The sequence below is a fragment of the Paracoccus angustae genome, assembly GCF_042648745.1.
Classification (GTDB): Bacteria; Pseudomonadota; Alphaproteobacteria; order Rhodobacterales; family Rhodobacteraceae; genus Paracoccus; species Paracoccus angustae.
In genome coordinates this window covers 547113-566130 of the sequence record NZ_JBHRXY010000001.1, presented here as the reverse complement: position 1 = coordinate 566130, position 19018 = coordinate 547113, and the positions used below count along the sequence as shown (strand labels likewise).

Annotated in this window: 14 protein-coding genes; 11 read left to right on the top strand and 3 right to left on the bottom strand. The window is 66.9% G+C overall.

Going from position 1 to position 19018, the window contains the following annotated elements; all coding sequences use genetic code 11:
* Positions 1-111: 111 nt before the first annotated feature.
* From ACFOM8_RS02980 to ACFOM8_RS02965, 4 genes are all read left to right on the top strand, one after another.
* A complete protein-coding gene (locus ACFOM8_RS02980) occupies positions 112-1590 on the top strand; it encodes a nucleobase:cation symporter-2 family protein (RefSeq protein WP_377759143.1) in 1479 nt (492 codons plus the stop codon).
* Between the two features lie 74 nt (positions 1591-1664).
* On the top strand, positions 1665-3005 hold the full coding sequence (locus tag ACFOM8_RS02975; protein ID WP_377759142.1) for an 8-oxoguanine deaminase: 1341 nt from the start codon (positions 1665-1667) through the stop codon (positions 3003-3005).
* A 186-nt stretch (positions 3006-3191) separates the two neighbouring features.
* On the top strand, positions 3192-3545 hold the full coding sequence (uraH, locus tag ACFOM8_RS02970; RefSeq protein WP_377759140.1) for a hydroxyisourate hydrolase: 354 nt from the start codon (positions 3192-3194) through the stop codon (positions 3543-3545).
* Between the two features lie 3 nt (positions 3546-3548).
* Complete coding sequence (locus ACFOM8_RS02965) at positions 3549-4811, top strand: urate hydroxylase PuuD (RefSeq protein WP_377759138.1); 1263 nt, start codon at positions 3549-3551, stop codon at positions 4809-4811.
* Positions 4812-4857: 46 nt separating this feature from the next.
* Here ACFOM8_RS02965 and ACFOM8_RS02960 read toward each other — a convergent pair whose 3' ends face one another.
* Positions 4858-5751 carry a LysR family transcriptional regulator gene (locus ACFOM8_RS02960; RefSeq protein ID WP_377759137.1) on the bottom strand — a complete coding sequence of 298 codons (894 nt, stop codon included), beginning with the start codon at positions 5749-5751 and terminating at the stop codon, positions 4858-4860.
* A gap of 114 nt (positions 5752-5865) precedes the next feature.
* Between ACFOM8_RS02960 and xdhA the strand changes: the two genes are divergently transcribed.
* The 7 genes from xdhA (at position 5866) to metH (ending at position 17074) form a co-directional block, all read left to right on the top strand.
* Positions 5866-7317 (top strand): xanthine dehydrogenase small subunit, encoded by a 1452-nt coding sequence (xdhA, locus tag ACFOM8_RS02955; RefSeq protein ID WP_377759136.1) that lies wholly within the window; start codon positions 5866-5868, stop codon positions 7315-7317.
* Between the two features lie 2 nt (positions 7318-7319).
* On the top strand, positions 7320-9638 hold the full coding sequence (xdhB, locus tag ACFOM8_RS02950) for a xanthine dehydrogenase molybdopterin binding subunit (RefSeq protein ID WP_377759134.1): 2319 nt from the start codon (positions 7320-7322) through the stop codon (positions 9636-9638).
* Positions 9635-10375 carry a xanthine dehydrogenase accessory protein XdhC gene (gene xdhC, locus ACFOM8_RS02945; protein WP_377759132.1) on the top strand — a complete coding sequence of 247 codons (741 nt, stop codon included), beginning with the start codon at positions 9635-9637 and terminating at the stop codon, positions 10373-10375. The genes xdhB and xdhC overlap by 4 nt, the downstream gene beginning before the upstream one ends.
* Entirely contained in the window at positions 10363-11646 is a 1284-nt protein-coding gene (gene guaD / locus ACFOM8_RS02940; protein ID WP_377759130.1) for a guanine deaminase, read from the top strand. The genes xdhC and guaD overlap by 13 nt, the downstream gene beginning before the upstream one ends.
* A gap of 73 nt (positions 11647-11719) precedes the next feature.
* Entirely contained in the window at positions 11720-13153 is a 1434-nt protein-coding gene (locus ACFOM8_RS02935) for a mannose-1-phosphate guanylyltransferase/mannose-6-phosphate isomerase (RefSeq protein WP_377759129.1), read from the top strand.
* Between the two features lie 158 nt (positions 13154-13311).
* The gene (locus ACFOM8_RS02930; protein WP_377759127.1) at positions 13312-14355 is read left to right on the top strand and encodes a homocysteine S-methyltransferase family protein; all 1044 of its coding nucleotides are present in this window, start codon (positions 13312-13314) and stop codon (positions 14353-14355) included.
* On the top strand, positions 14348-17074 hold the full coding sequence (gene metH, locus ACFOM8_RS02925) for a methionine synthase (protein ID WP_377759126.1): 2727 nt from the start codon (positions 14348-14350) through the stop codon (positions 17072-17074). The genes ACFOM8_RS02930 and metH overlap by 8 nt, the downstream gene beginning before the upstream one ends.
* 81 nt (positions 17075-17155) lie before the next feature.
* On the opposite strand, the gene ACFOM8_RS02920 is transcribed toward metH, so the two are convergent.
* Together ACFOM8_RS02920 and ACFOM8_RS02915 are read right to left on the bottom strand one after the other, a co-directional pair.
* Positions 17156-18196, bottom strand: coding sequence for an ABC transporter substrate-binding protein (locus ACFOM8_RS02920; protein WP_377759124.1), 1041 nt, complete (start codon positions 18194-18196; stop codon positions 17156-17158).
* Positions 18197-18291: 95 nt separating this feature from the next.
* Positions 18292-19014 (bottom strand): SDR family NAD(P)-dependent oxidoreductase, encoded by a 723-nt coding sequence (locus tag ACFOM8_RS02915; protein WP_377759122.1) that lies wholly within the window; start codon positions 19012-19014, stop codon positions 18292-18294.
* Positions 19015-19018 lie beyond the last annotated feature (4 nt).

Genomic DNA, 19018 nt, shown 5'->3' with positions numbered 1-19018 from the left:
GCAGGATCTGGCAGTCGCAAACGCCGTGGTCGAACTGGCCAAACAGCAGGGAAAGGCTGTCCAGGTCGATATCTGAACGAAACAAGGCATCCGTGGAAAGGGAGGTCCGCAATGTCTGACGCAACCTATCAGGGCAGCACGCATCCGGTCGATGAAGTGCTGCCCGCCCCCAAGCTTCTGACGCTTGGGTTCCAGCACGTGCTGGTCATGTATGCGGGCGCCATCGCCGTCCCGCTGATCGTGGGCCGCGCGCTGTCCCTGCCGCCCGAGGAGGTGGCGTTCCTGATTTCCGCCGACCTGTTCGTCTGCGGCGTCGTGTCCATCATCCAGAGCCTGGGGGCGACCCAGTATTTCGGGATCAAGCTGCCGGTCATGATGGGCGTGACCTTCGCATCCGTCGGCCCGATGGTGGCGGTCGCATCCTCGACCCCCGGTCACGAGGGCGCAAGGGCGCTGTTCGGCGCCATCATCGCGGCGGGTCTTATCGGCATCTTCATCGCGCCGTTCATCTCGAAGATGCTGCGGTTCTTTCCGCCGGTCGTGACGGGCACGCTGATCCTGACCATCGGCATCAGCCTGATGCCCATCGGCATCAACTGGATCTTCGGGCTGCAAGTCGGCCCCACCGCCCCCAAGATCGTGGACCCCGCCGCCGCCGCCTGGCTGGAGGCCGCCCGCGCGGCGGGAGACGTGCCCTCCAGCGTGGCGCTGGCGCCCACGGTGCAGAACCCGCTTTACGCGGCGGGCCAGAACATCCTGATCGCGGTGCTGGTGCTGGGCACGATCCTGCTGGTGTCGAAATTCGCCCGCGGCTTTCTGTCGAACATCGCCGTGCTGGTGGGCATCGTCGTGGGCGGCATCGTCGCCGCGATGCTGGGCATGATGAGCTTCGACAAGGTCGGCGCTGCGGAATGGTTCGCGGTCATCAAGCCGTTCCACTTTGGAATGCCGACCTTTGACCCGATCATGATCGCCACCATGGTGCTGGTCATGCTGGTCACGCTGATCGAATCGACGGGCATGTTCCTGGCCCTGTCCGACATCTGCAAGAAGCCCCTGGAGCAGAAGGCGCTGGCCGCAGGCTTGCGCGCGGACGGTCTGGGCACGGCCATCGGGGGCGTCTTCAACACCTTTCCCTATACCTCGTTCAGCCAGAACGTCGGCCTGGTGGGCGTCACCGGCATCCGGTCGCGGTTCGTGTGCGTGGCGGGCGGCGCGATCATGATCGTGCTGGGGCTGATCCCGAAGATGGGCGCCCTGGTCGAAAGCCTGCCCACGACCGTTCTGGGCGGCGCGGGCCTGGTGATGTTCGGGATGGTCGCGGCCACCGGAGTGCGCATCCTGGCGCGCGTCGATTTCGCGGGCAACCGGCACAACCTGTTCATTGTCGCCATTTCGGTCGGCATGGGGATGATCCCGCTGGTCGCGCCCAACTTCAACCAGTGGATGCCCCACGCGATCCACCCGCTGATCCATTCCGGCATCCTGCTGGCCGCGATCACGGCGGTGATCCTGAACTGGTTCTACAACGGCGCGGCCCATGTGGACGAGGAAGAGTTGCGGGCGGCGGGCCATGTCGCCGATCACTGATCGCTGACAATCCGACGGCGACTTCACGCGGCGACGGCACAACCGTCGCCGTTTTCAACGAAAGATCGGGGATCATGGTCAAGACATTGTTCAGAAACGCCGATGTGGTCGTCACCATGGACGACGCGCGGCGCGAGATCCGGGGCGGCGACGTTCTGGTCGAAAACGGCAGGATCGTCGCGGCGGGCGAGAACCTGCCGCGCGAGGGCGCCGAGATCGTGGAGGCGGGCGGCTGCGTCGTGACGCCGGGCCTGGTCAACACCCATCACCACCTGTTCCAGACCCTGACCCGGGCGGTGCCCGCCGCGCAGGACGCCGCGCTGTTCGGCTGGCTGCGGACGCTTTATCCCATCTGGTCGCGGATGACGCCCGACGACATCCGCCTGTCGGCCGAGGTGGGCTTGGCGGAACTGGCGCTGTCGGGCTGCACCTGTTCGTCCGACCACCTGTATCTGTTCCCGAACGGCGCGCGCCTGGACGCCAGCATCGAGGCCGCGCGCAACATCGGCATCCGCTTCACCGCCACGCGCGGCGCCATGTCCATCGGCGAAAGCAAGGGCGGCCTGCCGCCCGACGCCCTGGTCGAGAACGAGGCCGCGATCTTGGCTGACAGCGAGCGCGTGGTGGACGCTTTTCACGACGGCGCCGAGGGCGCGATGGTGCAGGTGGCGCTTGCGCCCTGTTCGCCCTTTTCGGTCAGCCGGGAACTGATGCGCGACGCGGCGATCCTGGCGCGGGAAAAGGGCGTGCGCCTGCACACCCATCTGGCCGAGAACGACGAGGACATCCGCTATTCTCTGGACAATTTCGGGATGCTGCCGGGGGACTATGCCGAAAGCCTGGGCTGGACCGGCGACGACGTGTGGCACGCCCATTGCGTGAAATTGTCCGCGCCCGAGATCGACCTGTTCGCCCGGACCGGCACGGGGGTCGCCCATTGCCCTTGCTCCAACGCGCGGCTGGCCAGCGGCATCGCGCCGGTCCGCGCCATGCGGGATGCCGGGGTGCCGGTGGGCCTGGGCGTGGACGGATCGGCCAGCAACGATTGCAGCCATCTGGGACTGGAGGCGCGGCAGGCCATGCTGGTCGCCCGCCTGCGCGACGGCCCCGCCGCCCTGGGCGCGCGCGAGGCGCTGGAGATCGCGACCCTGGGCGGCGCGCGGGTGCTGGGGCGCGGCGACATCGGCGCGCTGAAGCCCGGGATGCAGGCCGATCTGGTGCTGTGGGACGTGTCGGATCTGCCGCTGGCCGGGCAATGGGATCCGGTCGCGGCGCTGATCTTCTGCGCGCCGCTCCGGCCGCGCGCGGTTTATGTCGGGGGCAGGGCGGTTGTCGACGATCACCGGCTGCTGACCGCCGATCCGCGCGACTTGCGGGCCCGCGCCGAAACGGCCGTGGCGCGCCTGGCGGGGTGAGCGGGGGGCTGTCTGCCCCCCACGCGCGTTCCGCGCGTTCCCCCCGAGGATATTTGTCCAAAGGTGAAGGGCCCTTCTGCCCGATTTTCTACGAAATCTTAAGACTACCTTGCTTACGGTCCCTCTCGTGCCAACGCGAGAGGATCGGTTATCAAGAAAACAGCGATAATGTAGGGGAGGGCGATAATGCCAGGATACCTGACCACCCATGTGCTGGACACCGCGCGCGGCCGCCCGGCCGAGGGGATGGAGGTGGTGCTGTTCCGTCTGGACAACGGCGGCCGGACCGAGCTTGCGCGGCTGCGCACCAACCATGACGGCCGCACCGACCGCCAGATCCTGCCGGCGGCGGATTTCGCGACCGGGACATACGAGCTGGAGTTCCATGCGGGCGCCTGGATGGATGCAACCGGGGTAGAGGCTGAAAGCCCGCGCTTTCTGGACGTGATCCCGATCCGCTTCGGCATGTCGCAGGACGACCATTACCACGTGCCGCTGCTGGTCTCGCCCTTCGGCTATTCGACCTACCGGGGAAGCTGAGCCATGCTGCACCTGATCCCCGACCACATCGTCATCTGGGAATGGCTGGCCTTCGCGATCCGCTGGACCCATGTCATCACCGCCATCGCCTGGATCGGATCGTCCTTCTATTTCATCGCCCTGGATTTGGGCCTGCAAAAGGCGCCGCATCTGCCCAAGGGCGCCCATGGCGAGGAATGGCAGGTCCATGGCGGCGGCTTCTACCACATCAACAAGTACCTGGTCGCGCCCGAGCAGATGCCCGAGCATCTGACCTGGTTCAAATGGGAAAGCTATTCCACCTGGCTGTCGGGCGCGGCGCTGCTGATGGTCACATACTGGGCGGGCGCGAACCTGTATCTGATCGACACGGTCAAGGCCGATCTGGCGACCTGGCAGGCGATCCTGATCTCGGGCGGGTCGCTGGCGCTTGGCTGGCTGATCTATGACACGCTCTGCAAGTCCCGCCTGGGCGAGACGCCGACGGTTCTGATGCTGCTGTTGTTCGTGGCGCTTGTGGTGATGGGTTGGGGCTATACCCAGGTCTTCACGGGCCGCGCGGCGCTGCTGCACCTGGGCGCCTTCACCGCCACGATCATGACCGCCAACGTGTTCTTCATCATCATGCCGAACCAGAGGATCGTGGTCGCGGATCTGAAGGCCGGGCGGGCGCCCGATCCGAAATACGGCAAAATCGCCAAGCTGCGGTCCACGCACAACAACTATCTGACGCTGCCGGTCATCTTCCTGATGCTGTCCAACCATTATCCGCTGGCCTTCGCCAGCGAATACAACTGGCTGATCGCGGCGCTGATCTTTCTGATGGGCGTGACCATCCGGCATTTCTTCAACACCATGCACGCCCGGCAGGGATACCAGTGGTGGACCTGGGCGGTCACGGTGGTGCTGTTCATCATGGTGATGTGGCTGTCCTCGGCCGGGCTGAACCAGGACACGCTGGAGCAGGCCGAGGCGCGTCCCCTGACCCCGGTCGAAACCCGTTTCGCCGAGGCCGAGGGGTTCCAGCAGGTCAGCGACGCCGTTCTGGGCCGCTGTTCGATGTGCCATGCGCGAGAGCCCGGATACGAAGGCATCCATCACGCGCCGAAAGGGGTCTTCCTGGAGACCTCCGGCGACATCGCCAAGCATGCCCGCGAAATCTATGTCCAGGCCGGGCTGACCGATGCCATGCCGCCTGCCAACGTGACCTACATGGAGCCGCAGGAGCGCGAACAGATCATCCGCTGGTTCCGCGCGGCCGGAGGCGCGAGCCTGGCCGGGATGTAGAACCGTCCGTCAGGTCGAGACGGCCCCGCAAGGGGCCTTTTCCATTTCAGAAGTGCTTTTTCAGTTCCCGCACCGCGAAATCCGCGAACATCCGCACCTTCGGATCCTGCAAGCGCCGATGCGGCGTCAGGGCGCCGAACTGCGCGGGCAGGGGGCGGTTCAGGGGCAAGACCTCGACCAGGCGCCCGGCCTTGATGTCTGACGCGACCTCATAAAGGGGCCGGTTCGCGATCCCCTCGCCGCCAAGCGCCCAGGCGGTCAGCACGTCGCCGTCGTCGGTGTCGAACCGCCCGCCGACCATCATCTTCTGCGGACCGTCGTCGCCTTGCAGCACCCAGTAGTATTCCGGGCTGCGGGGATAGCGCAGCAGCAGGCAGTTGTGATCCGCCAGATCCTCGGGCTGCTTCGGCGTGCCCTGGCGCGACAGGTAATCGGGCGAGGCGACCAGCACGCGCGGGCAATCCGCGATCTTGCGCCATTTCAGCGCCGAATCCGCAGGTTCGCCCAGGAAGAAGGCCAGGTCGATGGCGTCCTCCACGATGTTGACGTTGCGGTCCGACAGGCGCAGCCGGAAATCGACGCCGGGGTTTTCCGCGCAGAAGGGCGGGATCAGCGGCGCGATCAGCCGCCGCCCCAGGCCAAGGGGCGCGGTCAGGCGGATCACCCCCTGCGGACGGCCCGAAAAGCTGGAAACCAGCGCCTCGGCCTCGTCCAGGGTGTCGATCACGCGGCGGGCGTTGTCATAGAAGGCGCGGCCGATCTCGGTCGGGGTCAGCTTGCGGGTGGTGCGGTTCAGCAGGCGCACGCCGAAGCGGTTTTCCAGATCCTTGATGCGATTCGAGGCAACTGCCGGGGAAAGCCGCAAATCGCGGCCTCCGGCGGTGATCGAACCCAGTTCGACCACCCGGACGAAGACGCGCAGGCTTTCAAGATAGGACATCGGTGATAGGCCGCTTTCAAGGAATCGTGTAAAGTCTTCCGGGTCGGCACCGATTTCGCAACCGTTTTTTTCGGCTTAGCTTTGATGACGGGTCCACAGCCACAAAGGAACGCCATGACACCCGCGCTGCGCTTTCTGCTGAACGATCAGCAGGTTGAACTGACCGAGGCCGGCGCCTCGGACACGCTGCTGGATTTCCTGCGCATCAACCGCCGCCTGACCGGCACCAAGGAAGGCTGCGCCGAGGGCGACTGCGGCGCCTGCACGGTGCTGGTGGGACGGCTGACCGACGGCGGTCTGGTCTACGAGCCGGTGAACGCCTGCATCCGGTTCCTGGCGTCCTGCCACGGCTGCCACGTGGTGACGGTGGAACATCTGCGCGGGCCGGACGGCGGGCTGCATCCGATCCAGGCGGCGATGGTGGAACACCACGGCAGCCAGTGCGGCTTCTGCACGCCGGGCATCGTGATGGCGCTTTATGGGCTGTGGATGGGCAATCCCGACGCGGGCGTGACCGAGATCGAGACCGCGCTGCAAGGCAACATCTGCCGCTGCACGGGCTACGAGCCGATCATCAAGGCGGCGCTTGCCGCGGGCCGCGCGGGCGGTCAGGCCGCCGACGCGCTGGCCGTGGAACGCGAAGGGGTGGCGTCCAGGCTGCGCGGAATGCGGGGGCATCGGGTGGAACTGACCAAGGGCGGCGAACGCGCCATCATCCCGGCCGACGCGGACGACCTGGCCGCGGTGCTGGAGGCCGAACCCAAGGCCACCATCGTCGCGGGCGCGACCGATGTGGGCCTGTGGGTCACGAAGTTCATGCGCGACATTTCCCCGGCGGTGTTCATCGGCCATCTGATGAAATCGGCGCGGGTCGAGAACGGCGAAATCCGGCTTGGCGCGGGCGTCACCTACAGCGAGGCCGCGCCGTTCATCCGCCAGCATATCCCCGCCGCCTACGATTATTGGCTGCGCATCGGCGGCTGGCAGGTGCGCAACATGGGCACCATCGGCGCCAACATCGCCAACGGCTCGCCCATCGGCGACACGCCGCCGCTGCTGATCGCGCTTGGGGCGCGGATCGTGCTGCGCAAGGGCGCCGCGCGGCGTGAAGTGGCCCTCGAGGATTTCTTCATCGACTATGGCAAGCAGGACCGCGCGCCGGGCGAGTTCGTCGAGGAGGTCGTCATTCCCATCCGCCCGGACGCCCGTGTCGCCGCCTACAAGATCAGCAAGCGCCGCGACAGCGACATCACCGCCGTGGCCGCCGGTTTTTGCCTGAGCGTTGAAAATGGCACCATCGCCGAGGCGCGCATCTGCTTCGGCGGCATGGCGGGCACGCCCAAGCGCGCGGCGGGGGCCGAGGCCGCGTTGAAGGGCCAGCCCTTCGCCCGCGACGCCTTCGAGGCCGCCGCCCGCGCGGTTGCGGACGATTTCACGCCCTTGTCGGACTGGCGCGCCAGTGCCGACTATCGCCGCACGGTCGCCGCCAACCTGTTCCGCCGCTTCTGGCTGGAGCAATCCGAACCCGGCCTGCCCGTCCGCCTGACCCAGGCCGTAGGAGCGTAAAGATGAAAGACGAAACCACCATCCGCGGCCAGGCGCATCAGGACACCATCCACGACAGCGCCGTCAAGCACGTCACCGGCCGCGCCGATTACACCGACGATCTGGCCGAGCCGCACGGGCTGCTGCACGCCTATCTGGGGCTGTCCCAATGCGCCCATGGCCGGATCACCGGCATGGATTTTTCCGAAACGCTGGCCCATCCCGGCGTGGTGGGGGTTCTGACCGCCAAGGACATCCCCGGCGTCAACGATGTCTCGCCCAACGGCAAGAACGACGACCCGATCTTTGCCGAGGAAGAGGTCCAGTTCTGGGGACAGCCGGTCTTTGCCGTGATCGCGGAAACCCGCGACCAGGCGCGCCGCGCCGCGCACAAGGCGCGCATCGCCTATGACGTGCTGCCCCATGCGCTGGACCCCCTGGTCGCGCGCGACACGGGCATGGGTTATGTCACCGACCCCCTGACCTTGAAGCGCGGCGATGCCGACGCGGGCATGGCCGCCGCCCCGCATGTCGTCAAGGGGCGCTTCAGCATCGGCGGGCAGGACCACTTCTACCTGGAAGGCCAGATCGCCATGGCCGTGCCGGGCGAGGACGAGGACGTGACGATCAACGTCTCGACCCAGCACCCGTCCGAGGTGCAGCACATGGTGGCCCATGTGCTTGGCTGCCAGAACAACGCGGTGGTGGTGAACGTGCGGCGCATGGGCGGCGGCTTCGGCGGCAAGGAAACGCAGATGAACCTGTTTTCCTGCGTGGCCGCCATCGCCGCGAAACGCTGGAACCGCGCGGTCAAGATCCGCCCCGACCGCGACGACGACATGACCGCCACCGGCAAGCGCCACGACTTCGTGGTGGATTACGAGGTCGGCTTCGACGACACCGGCAAGATCCGCGCCGTCCGGGGCGACTGGTATGCCCGCTGCGGCTTTTCGGCCGACCTGTCCGGCCCGGTGACGGACCGCGCGCTGTTTCATTGCGACAACGCCTATTTCTACCCCGACGTGCGCGTCAGCAGCCATCCGATGAAGACCCACACCGTCAGCAACACTGCCTTCCGGGGTTTTGGCGGCCCGCAGGGGGTGATCGTGGCCGAACGCATCGTCGAGGAGATCGCCTATGCCCTGGGCCTTGATCCGCTGGAGGTGCGCAAGCGCAACCTTTATGAAAACGGCCAGCTGACCCCCTATCACCAGGAGGTCACCGACCAGATCCTGCCGCGCATCTTCGAGGAGCTGGAGGCCTCCAGCGACTATCACGCCCGCCGCCAGGCCGTGCTGGACTGGAACGAACGCGCCAAGAACGGGGGCGGCGTGATCCGCAAGGGCATCGCCTTGACGCCCGTGAAGTTCGGCATCAGCTTCACCGCGACCTGGTTCAACCAGGCGGGCGCGCTGATCCATGTCTACAGCGACGGCTCGATCGCGCTGAACCATGGCGGCTGCGAGATGGGACAGGGCCTGAACACCAAGGTGGCCCAGATCGTGGCCGAGGCGTTCCAGTGCGACATCGGCAACATCAAGATCACCCGCACCACCACCGAGAAGGTGCCCAACACCTCGGCCACCGCGGCGTCCTCGGGAACGGATCTCAACGGCATGGCGGCGCTTGACGCTGCGGAACAGATCAAGGCCCGGCTGATCGACTTCGTGGCCGAACGCTGGCAGCAGCCGAAGGATGAGGTGCGCTTCGTTCCCGGCCATATCCGCGCGGGCGACCACGAGATCCCCTTCAAGGAGGTGATCGCGGCGGCCTACATGGCGCGCGTCCACCTGTCGGCGGCGGGCTTCTACAAGACGCCCAAGATCCACTGGGACCGCGCGACGGGACGGGGGCGGCCGTTCTACTACTACGCCTACGGCGCGGCCGTGTCCGAGGTGTCGGTCGATACGCTGACCGGCGAATACGTGATCGACCGGACGGACGTGATCCACGATGTCGGACGGTCCCTGAACCCCGCCATCGACAAGGGCCAGATCGAGGGCGCCTTTGTCCAGGGGGCGGGCTGGCTGACCACGGAAGAACTGTGGTGGGACGACAAGGGCCGGCTGCGCACCCATGCGCCCTCCACCTACAAGGTGCCGCTGGCCTCCGACCGGCCGCGCGTCTTCAACGTGCGTCTGGCCGACTGGTCGGAAAACAGCGAACGTTCGATCAAGCGGTCCAAGGCCGTGGGCGAGCCGCCCTTCATGCTGGGCATCAGCGTCTTCGAGGCGATCAACATGGCCGTGGCTTCCTTCAGCGACTACCGCCAACCCGCGCGGCTGGATGCCCCCGCCACGCCCGAACGCGTGCTGATGGCGATCGAGGCGCTGCGCCGATGATCCGGGTCCGGGTCATATCGGCCCTGGGGTCCACGCCGCGCGACGCGGGGGCCGAGATGTTCGTCGGCCCCGATCGCGTCGAGGGCACCATCGGCGGCGGGCAACTGGAATACATGGCCATCGACCGGGCGCGGCAGATGCTGGCGGGCGGCGAGGCCGAGGCGCGGATGGACATCCCCCTTGGCCCCGAGATCGGCCAGTGTTGCGGGGGCAGGGTGGTTCTGCAACTGGACCGCCAAGGCCCCACGCCCGAGGATCACCCCGACGTGCTGGTCTTCGGCGCGGGCCATGTCGGGCGCGCGCTCGCCCTGGCGCTGCAAGCCCTGCCCGTCAAGGCGACCCTGATCGACAGCCGCCCCGAGGAACTGGCCCAGGCCGCACCCGGCGTCGAGACGATCCTGACCCCTCTGCCGGAATCCCGAATCCGCGCCGCCGGTCCCGGCAGCGCCGTGGTCATCCTGACCCATGACCATGCGCTGGACTTCCTGCTGGCGGCCGAGGCCCTGACGCGGCCCGACCTGTCCTATGTCGGCATGATCGGCAGCGCCACCAAGCGCGCGCAGTTCACCCGCTTCGCCAGGGCGCGCGGCATCGACCCCGCGCCCTTGGTCTGCCCCATCGGGGCGGGCTTCACCCACGACAAGCGCCCGGCCGTGATCGCCGCCTTCACCGCCGCCGAACTGATCGCGCGGCTGACCGCAGCTTCTTCTTTGAAAAAATACCCATGCAACAGCTGATACGGGGCCGCGTCCTGGGCTTTCACGCCGACCCCCAAGACACGTCCGACAACCACCGCTACATCGAGAACGGCGCGATCCTGGTCGAGGATGGCCGCATCCTTGCCGTGGACGATCACGCGGCCCTCGCCCGTCCCGGCCTGCCCGAGATCGACCACCGCCCTCACCTGATCCTGCCGGGCTTCATCGACACGCATATCCATTTCCCGCAGGTGCAGGTGATCGCAAGCTGGGGCGCGCAGCTTCTGGACTGGCTGAACACCTACACCTTCCCCGAGGAATCCCGTTTCGCCCAGCAAGGCCACGCCCCCGCCATGGCCGACGCTTTCCTGACCCTGCTGACGGACCACGGCACCACCACCGCCGTCGCCTTCTGTTCCGTCCACCCCCAATCCGCCGAGGCGCTGTTTTCCGCGGCCCATGCCCGCAACATGGCGATGGTCGCGGGCAAGGTGATGATGGACCGCAACGCCCCGCCCGAGGTGCTGGACACGCCGCAAACCGGCTATGACGACAGCAAGGCGCTGATCGAACGCTGGCACGGCACCGGGCGCCAGCGTTACGCGATCACCCCGCGCTTCGCGATCACCTCGACGCCGGAACAGATGGCGATGGCGGGCACGCTGGTCCGCGAACATCCCGATTGCCACATCCAGACCCACCTGTCCGAGAACAGGGACGAGATCGACTTCACGCTGGACCTTTATCCGCAGGCCCGCGACTACCTCGACATCTACGAAACCCATGGCCTGCTGTCCCCCAAGCTGCTGCTGGGCCATTCCATCCACCTGCGCCCTCGAGAGATCGCGCGCATGGCCGAAACCGGCAGCCGGGCAGTGTTCTGCCCGACCTCGAACCTGTTCCTGGGATCGGGGCTGTTCGACGAGGCGGGCCTGCGCGCGGCGGGCGTGGTCAGCGGCATCGCCACCGACGTGGGCGGCGGCACCAGCTATTCGATGCTGCAAACCCTGAACGAAGGCTACAAGATCCTGCAACTGCGCGGCCAGAAGCTGACGCCGCTGTCGGCCTTTCATTGGATCACGCGCGGCAATGCGCTGGCCCTGGGGATGGCCGACCGGATCGGCACGCTGGATCCGGGCAGCATGGCCGATCTGGTGGTGCTGGACGCCCGGGCCACGCCGGCCATGGCCCTGCGCACCAACCGGGCCGAGACGCTGGAGCAGGAGCTGTTCATCCTTCAGATCATGGGCGACGACCGCAGCATCCGCCAGACCTATGTGGCAGGTCAGCCCATGAAAGCCGCAGGTTGAACGCGGCGCGCTCTTTTCCGCCGCGGTCCGGCAGGCTATCCCTTGCGCGAAACCAGGTGCAAGGGACCGCTTCATGACCAAGATCACCCCCGTTCTGATGGCCGGCGGATCGGGAACCCGGCTCTGGCCCGTGTCCCGCAAAAGCTTTCCCAAGCAGTTCGCGCCGCTGATCGGACACGAGACGCTGTTCCAGGCGTCGGCCCGCAGGCTGGCCGGGTCCGACTTCGCCGATCCGGTGGTGATGACCAATGCCGATTTCCGCTTCATCGTCGCGGAACAGCTGGATCAGGTCGGCATCCGGCCCGGCGCCATCGTGATCGAACCCTCGGGCCGCAACACCGCCCCCGCGATCCTGGTCGCCGCCCTGATGGTTGCCGCGAAAGACCCCGAAAGCCTGCTGCTGGTCGCGCCGTCGGACCACGTGATCCCCGACGAGGCCGCCTTCGCGCGCGCCGTGCGCCAGGGAATGGAGCCGGCCGCCCAGGGACGGATCGTCACCTTCGGCATCACCCCCGACCGGCCGGAAACCGGCTACGGCTATCTCGAACTGGCGGGGCAGGGCGACGGCCCGCAGCCCTTGGCGCGCTTCGTCGAAAAGCCCGACGCGGCCACGGCGGCGCAGATGCTGGCAGGGGGCAATTTCCTGTGGAACGCGGGCATCTTCCTGTTCAAGGCCGGCGTGATGATCGACGCGTTCCGCGCCCATGCCCCCGAATACCTTGCCCCGGTTCTGGCCGCCCTTGACGAGGCCAAGAACGACATCGGCTTTCTGCGTCTGGCCCGCGCGCCCTGGGACAGCCTGCCCGACCAGTCGATCGACTATGCCGTAATGGAAAAGGCCGGAAATCTGGCCGTGGTGCGTTTTTCCGAACGGTGGTCCGACCTGGGCGGTTGGGATGCCGTCTGGCGAGAGGCGCTGCTGGAAGCGCCATCGGACAACGGGGTCGTCACGGACGAGAACGCGATCGCCCTCGACTGCCATGACGTGCTGCTGCGGTCGGACAGCGACGACTTGCAGGTGGTGGGCATCGGACTGACGGATGTGATCGTCGTGGCGACGGCGGACGCGGTGCTGGTGGCGGACAAGAGCCGCGCGCAGGACGTGCGCCATGCCGTCACCGCGCTGAAGGCCAAGGGCTGCAAGCAGGCCACCGCCTTTCCCCGCGACCACCGCCCCTGGGGCTGGTTCGAGACACTGGCCCTGGCCGACCGCTTCCAGGTCAAGCGCATCGTCGTAAAGCCCGGGGCCGCGCTGTCGCTGCAAAGCCATGTGCATCGGTCCGAACACTGGGTCGTGGTCAGCGGCACGGCCAGGGTCACGGTGGACGACAAGGTGACCCTGGTGACCGAGAACCAGTCGATCTATGTGCCGCTGGGCGCGGTTCACCGCATGGAAAACCCCGGCAAGGTGCCGATGGTGCTGATCGAGGTGCAGACCGGCAGCTACCTGGGCGAGGACGACATCATCCGTTACGAGGATGTTTACGCCCGCAGCAGCGCGGAGTGACCGGCAGGCCGGGGGCGCTTCGCCCCCCGGACCCCCCGAGGATATTGAGGCAAAGGTGAATGGACATGCCGCAGCTTCATAATCTTGTATAGGATTATGAATTTGCCGTGGCCCGGGTCAACCGCTATATCTGCGCCTTCCTGGCAAGGGTTGACACGATGACCGGCAGACTTTCCCGATCCCCCGCCTTCGCGGCGCTTGACCGCGCGGCGTCCGAACGGATCCTGATCCTCGACGGGGCCATGGGCACGCAGATCCAGCAGCTTGGTCTGGCCGAGGACGATTATACCGGCGTTGGATCCGGGCATGCCTGCCGCCACCATTCGGACCATCCGCAGCAGGGCAACAACGACCTGCTGATCCTCACGCAGCCCGAGGCGGTCGAGGACATCCATTACCGCTATGCCATGGCGGGCGCGGACATCGTGGAAACGAACACCTTTTCGGCGACCGTCATCGCCCAGGCCGATTACGGGATGCAGGCGGCGGTCCGCGACCTGAACGTCGAGGGCGCGCGCATCGTCCGCCGCGCGCTGGACCGCGCCACCGCGCAGGACGGGCGGCCGCGCTTTGTCGCGGGGGCCATCGGCCCGACCAACCGCACGGCATCCATCAGCCCGGACGTGAACAATCCCGGCTATCGCGCCGTGACCTTCGAAGACCTGCGCATCGCCTATCTTGAGCAGGCGCAGGCGCTGATCGAAGGCGGCGCCGACATTCTGCTGATCGAGACGATCTTCGACACCCTGAACGCCAAGGCCGCGATCTTCGCGTGCATCCAGGCGATGCAGGCGCATGGGCAGACACTGCCGCTGATGATCTCGGGCACGATCACCGACGCATCCGGGCGCACGCTGTCGGGACAAACGCCGACGGCCTTCTGGCATTCGGTGCGCCATTCCCGTCCCTGGTCGGTGGGCCTCAATTGCGCGCTCGGGGCATCCGCGATGCGTCCGCATCTGGCGGAACTGGCGGGCGTGGCGGACACCAACATCTGCGCCTATCCCAATGCCGGGCTGCCCAACGCCTTTGGCCAGTACGACGAGGGGCCGAACGACACCGCCGTTCAAGTCGCCGAATTCGCCCGCGAGGGGCTGGTGAACGTCGTCGGCGGCTGCTGCGGCACCACGCCCGACCACATCCGCGCCATCGCCGAGGCCGTCGGCCAATACAGTCCCCGAAAGGTGCCCGAATATGTCTGATCGCCTGCTGCGCCTGTCGGGCCTGGAACCCTTCGTCCTGACGCCCGACATTCCCTTCGTGAACATCGGCGAACGCACCAACGTGACCGGCAGCGCCCGTTTCCGCAAGCTGATCACCAACCGCGACTATGCCGCCGCCCTGGAGGTCGCGCGCGACCAGGTGGAGAACGGCGCGCAGATCATCGACATCAACATGGACGAGGGGCTGATCGACTCGAAGGCCGCCATGGTCGAGTTCCTGAACCTGCTGGCCGCCGAACCCGACATCGCCCGCGTGCCGGTGATGATCGACAGTTCCAAATGGGAGGTGATCGAGGCGGGCCTGCAATGCGTGCAGGGCAAGCCGGTCGTCAACTCGATCTCCATGAAGGAAGGCGAGGAGCAGTTCCGACAGCAGGCCGGGCTGTGCCTCGCCTATGGCGCGGCGGTCGTGGTCATGGCCTTCGACGAACAGGGCCAGGCCGACACCTGCGCCCGCAAGATCGAGATCTGCGCCCGTGCCTATCGCATCCTGACCGAGGAAGTGGGTTTCCCGCCCGAGGACATCATCTTCGATCCCAACATCTTCGCCGTGGCGACCGGGATCGAGGAACACAACAACTACGGCGTGGACTTCATCGAGGCCGCGCGCTGGATCCGCCGGAACCTGCCCCATGCCCATGTTTCGGGCGGGGTGTCGAACCTGTCCTTCTCGTTCCGCGGCAACGAACCCGTGCGCGAGGCGATGCACGCGGTGTTCCTGTACCACGCCATCCAGGCGGGCATGGACATGGGCATCGTCAATGCGGGGCAGTTGGCGGTTTACGACCAGATCGACCCGGACCTGCGAGAGGCCTGCGAGGACGTGGTTCTCAACCGCCGGCCCCAGGCTGGCGGCGACGCGACCGAACGCCTGCTGGAGATCGCCGAACGCTTCAAGGGCGAGGGCGGCGCCAAGGGGCGCGAGAAGGATCTGTCCTGGCGCGAATGGGCGGTGGAAAAGCGTCTGGAACATGCGCTGGTCAACGGCATCACCGAATATATCGAGGCCGATACCGAGGAAGCGCGCCTGGCCGCCGAACGCCCGCTGCACGTCATCGAAGGCCCGCTGATGGCCGGCATGAACGTGGTGGGCGACCTTTTCGGCGCGGGCAAGATGTTCCTGCCGCAGGTGGTGAAATCCGCCCGCGTGATGAAGCAGGCCGTGGCCGTGCTGCTGCCGCACATGGAGGCCGAGAAGGCCGCGAATGGCGGCGGCACCCGGCAGGCCGCGGGCCGGATCCTGATGGCCACGGTCAAGGGCGATGTCCACGACATCGGCAAGAACATCGTGGGCGTCGTGCTGGCCTGCAACAATTACGAGGTGATCGACCTGGGCGTCATGGTCCCCGCGCAGAAGATCCTGGAGGTCGCGCGGGAACAGCAGGTCGATGTGATCGGGCTGTCCGGCCTGATCACCCCCAGCTTGGACGAGATGGTCCACGTCGCCTCGGAAATGGAGCGCGAGGGTTTCCAGGTGCCGCTGCTGATCGGCGGGGCCACCACCTCGAAGATCCATACGGCGGTCAAGATCGCGCCGCGCTATCACAAGGGCGCGGCGGTCTATGTCACCGACGCCAGCCGGGCGGTGGGGGTGGTGTCGTCTCTGCTGTCGCCCGCGCAGCAAGCGGCCTATGTCGATGGCATCCGCGCCGAATACGCCGATGTGGCCGAACGCCACGAACGGGCCGAGGCCGCCAAGCGGCGCCTGCCGCTGGCCGCGGCGCGGGCCAATGCGCTGAAGGTGGACTGGTCCGGCTATCGGGCGACACCCCCGCGGTTCACCGGCACCCGGATCATCGACGACTGGGATCTGGCGGAAATCGCGCGCTACATCGACTGGACGCCGTTCTTCCAGACCTGGGAACTGAAGGGCGTTTATCCCCGCATCCTCGACGATGAAAAGCAGGGCGAGGCCGCGCGCGCCCTGTTCCACGAGGCGCAGGAGATGCTGGACCGCATCGTCGAGGGCAAGTGGTTCAACCCCCGCGCCGTGGTGGGCTTCTGGCCCGCCAACGCGGTGGGCGACGACATCCGCCTGTTCACGGACGAGAGCCGCTCGGCTCCGCTGGCGACGCTGCACACGCTGCGCCAGCAGGTGACGAAAAGGGGCGACCGCCCGAATGTGGCGCTGTCCGATTTCGTCGCCCCCGAAGGCCGCCCCGATTATGTGGGCGGCTTCGTGGTAACGGCAGGCCCCGAGGAAAGCGAAATCGCCGCCCGCTACGAACGCGCGAACGACGACTATGCCGCGATCATGGTCAAGGCGCTTGCCGACCGCATCGCCGAGGCCATGGCCGAGATGCTGCACGAACGCGTCCGCAAGGACCTCTGGGGCTATGCCGCGGACGAGACCTTCGGCCCGCAGGATCTGATCGGCGAACCCTACAAGGGCATCCGTCCCGCGCCGGGCTATCCCGCCCAGCCGGACCATACCGAAAAGCTGACCTTGTTCCGTCTGCTGGATGCGGAAAACGCGACCGGCGTGCGCCTGACCGAAAGCATGGCCATGTGGCCGGGATCGTCGGTCTCGGGCCTTTATATCGGCCACCCCGACAGCTACTATTTCGGCGTGGCGAAGATCGAGGAAGACCAGGCCCGCGATTACGCCGCCCGCAAGGGCATGGACCTGGCCGAGGTCGAACGCTGGCTGGCCCCGATCCTGAACTATACCCCACGCAAAAAGGACGAGGCCGCGTAAGCCTCGCCCTTTCATCTTCGCCCAAATATCCCAGGGGGTGCGGGGGACTGGTCCCCCGCCTTGATCGGAACCCCGCCTTGATCAGAACCCCGCCTTGATCTTCTCGAATTCGGCCAGCTGCTTTTCGCGCTGCGCCGGGTCGTTCGGGGTCTGCGCCAGGATCGGGGCATCGACCTCGCTCAGGCCTTCCTTCACCGCAGGCTCGTCCGCGATCGTCGCCATCGCCTCGGTCGAGGTGTGGCCATAGCCGATCGTGTCCAGCAGCGCCTTGCCGGCCGAGGGCTCGAGCCAGGCGTTGATGAAGTCATAGGCCTTCTCCTCGTTGCCCGGCCCGTCCTTGAGGTTGATGTAGCCGCAGAAGAAGGTGGACGAGCCTTCCTTGGGCGCCCGCTGGAAGGCCACGGGATAGTTGTCGTTTTGCAGGTAGACCACGCCATCGTTCCAAGACCAGGCGATGTCCACCGCGCCGGAGGCCATCAGCTGCGCCTGTTCGGACGGGTCCGCCCAATAGGCCGCGACGTTCGCGTGCGCCTTGCGCAGCCAGTCGGCGGCGGCCTGGAACTGTTCGTCCGTCACGTCGGTCCAGTCGGTGACGCCCGTCGCCAGATAGGCCAGCGCCCAGACGTCGTCCGACGAATCCGGCAGCGACGTGCGGCCCTGGTATTTCGGGTCGGTGAACACTTGCAGGGTCGACACGTCCTCGGCCGGGACCGTTTCGGGATTATAGGCGATGGCGGTCGCGCCCCAGTCGGTGGGGATGTACCAGACGCCCTCGGCATCCTTGAAGACCTCGGATTGCAGGAACTGCGGGTCGATCTTGTCGAAGTTCGGGATCTTCGAGGTGTCCCAGGGCTCGATCAGGCCCGCGTCGCGGTACTTGCTGACCATCTGGCTGCACGGATGGGCCACGTCGGCCTTGAAGCCCGAGGCGATCTTCTGGAACGCCTCGTCATCGTCGCCATAAAAGGCGTAGGTCGGGCTGTCGCCATGCTTGTCGATATAGGCCTGGAAGATCGAGGGCTCCTCGAACCCGGCCCAGTCGAAGACGGTCAGTTCCGGGTCCGCCGCAAGCGCGGGCAGGGCGACGGCAGAGGCGAGGGCGGTGGTGATCAGCAAGCGCATGAAATCGGGCCTTCCAGTTGGGCGGGTTTGTGTCGAACGCTAGCGGCGGCCAAACGGTCGCGCAAGGGCATCGCGCGCCGGTCAAGGACCATTGATCAGCGCATGCGCAGGGCGCCGTCCAGGCGGATCACCTCGCCGTTCAGATAAGCGTTCTCGACGATGTGGGCCGCCAGGCGCGCGAACTCCGCCGGATCGCCGAGACGGGGCGGGAAGGTCACTTCGGCGGCCAGACCGTCCTGCACGTCGGGCGGCAGGCCGCGCAGCATCGGCGTGGCGAAGATGCCGGGCGCGATGGCGCAGACGCGGATGTTCAGCCCCGCCAGATCGCGCGCGAGCGGCAGGGTCATGCCCGCGATCCCCGCCTTGGACGCGGCATAGGCGGCCTGGCCCTTCTGCCCGTCAAAGGCCGCGACGGACGCCGTGTTGACGATCACGCCGTTTTCCGCCCGCCCGTTCTTCGCCATTTCCACAGCCGCCAGCCGCAGCACGTTGAAGCTGCCGATCAGGTTCACCTCGACCACGCGGCGGAAGGAGTCGAGATCATGCGGCCCGTGGCGGCCCACGGTCTTCTCGCCGATCACCACGCCTGCGCAGTTCACGCAGATGTCGATGCCGCCCATCAGGGCCACGGCCTGCGCGATCGCCGCCGCCGCGCTGTCGGCGCGGGTCACGTCCGCCTGAACCTGCCAGGGATCGTCGCCCGATTGGCGGTCCAGCACCACGACCGCCGCGCCCTGCCCGCGGAACCAGGCCGCCGTGGCCGCCCCAAGCCCCGAGGCGCCGCCCGTGACGACAGCCCGGCTGTTCTTCAGTTCCATCGCC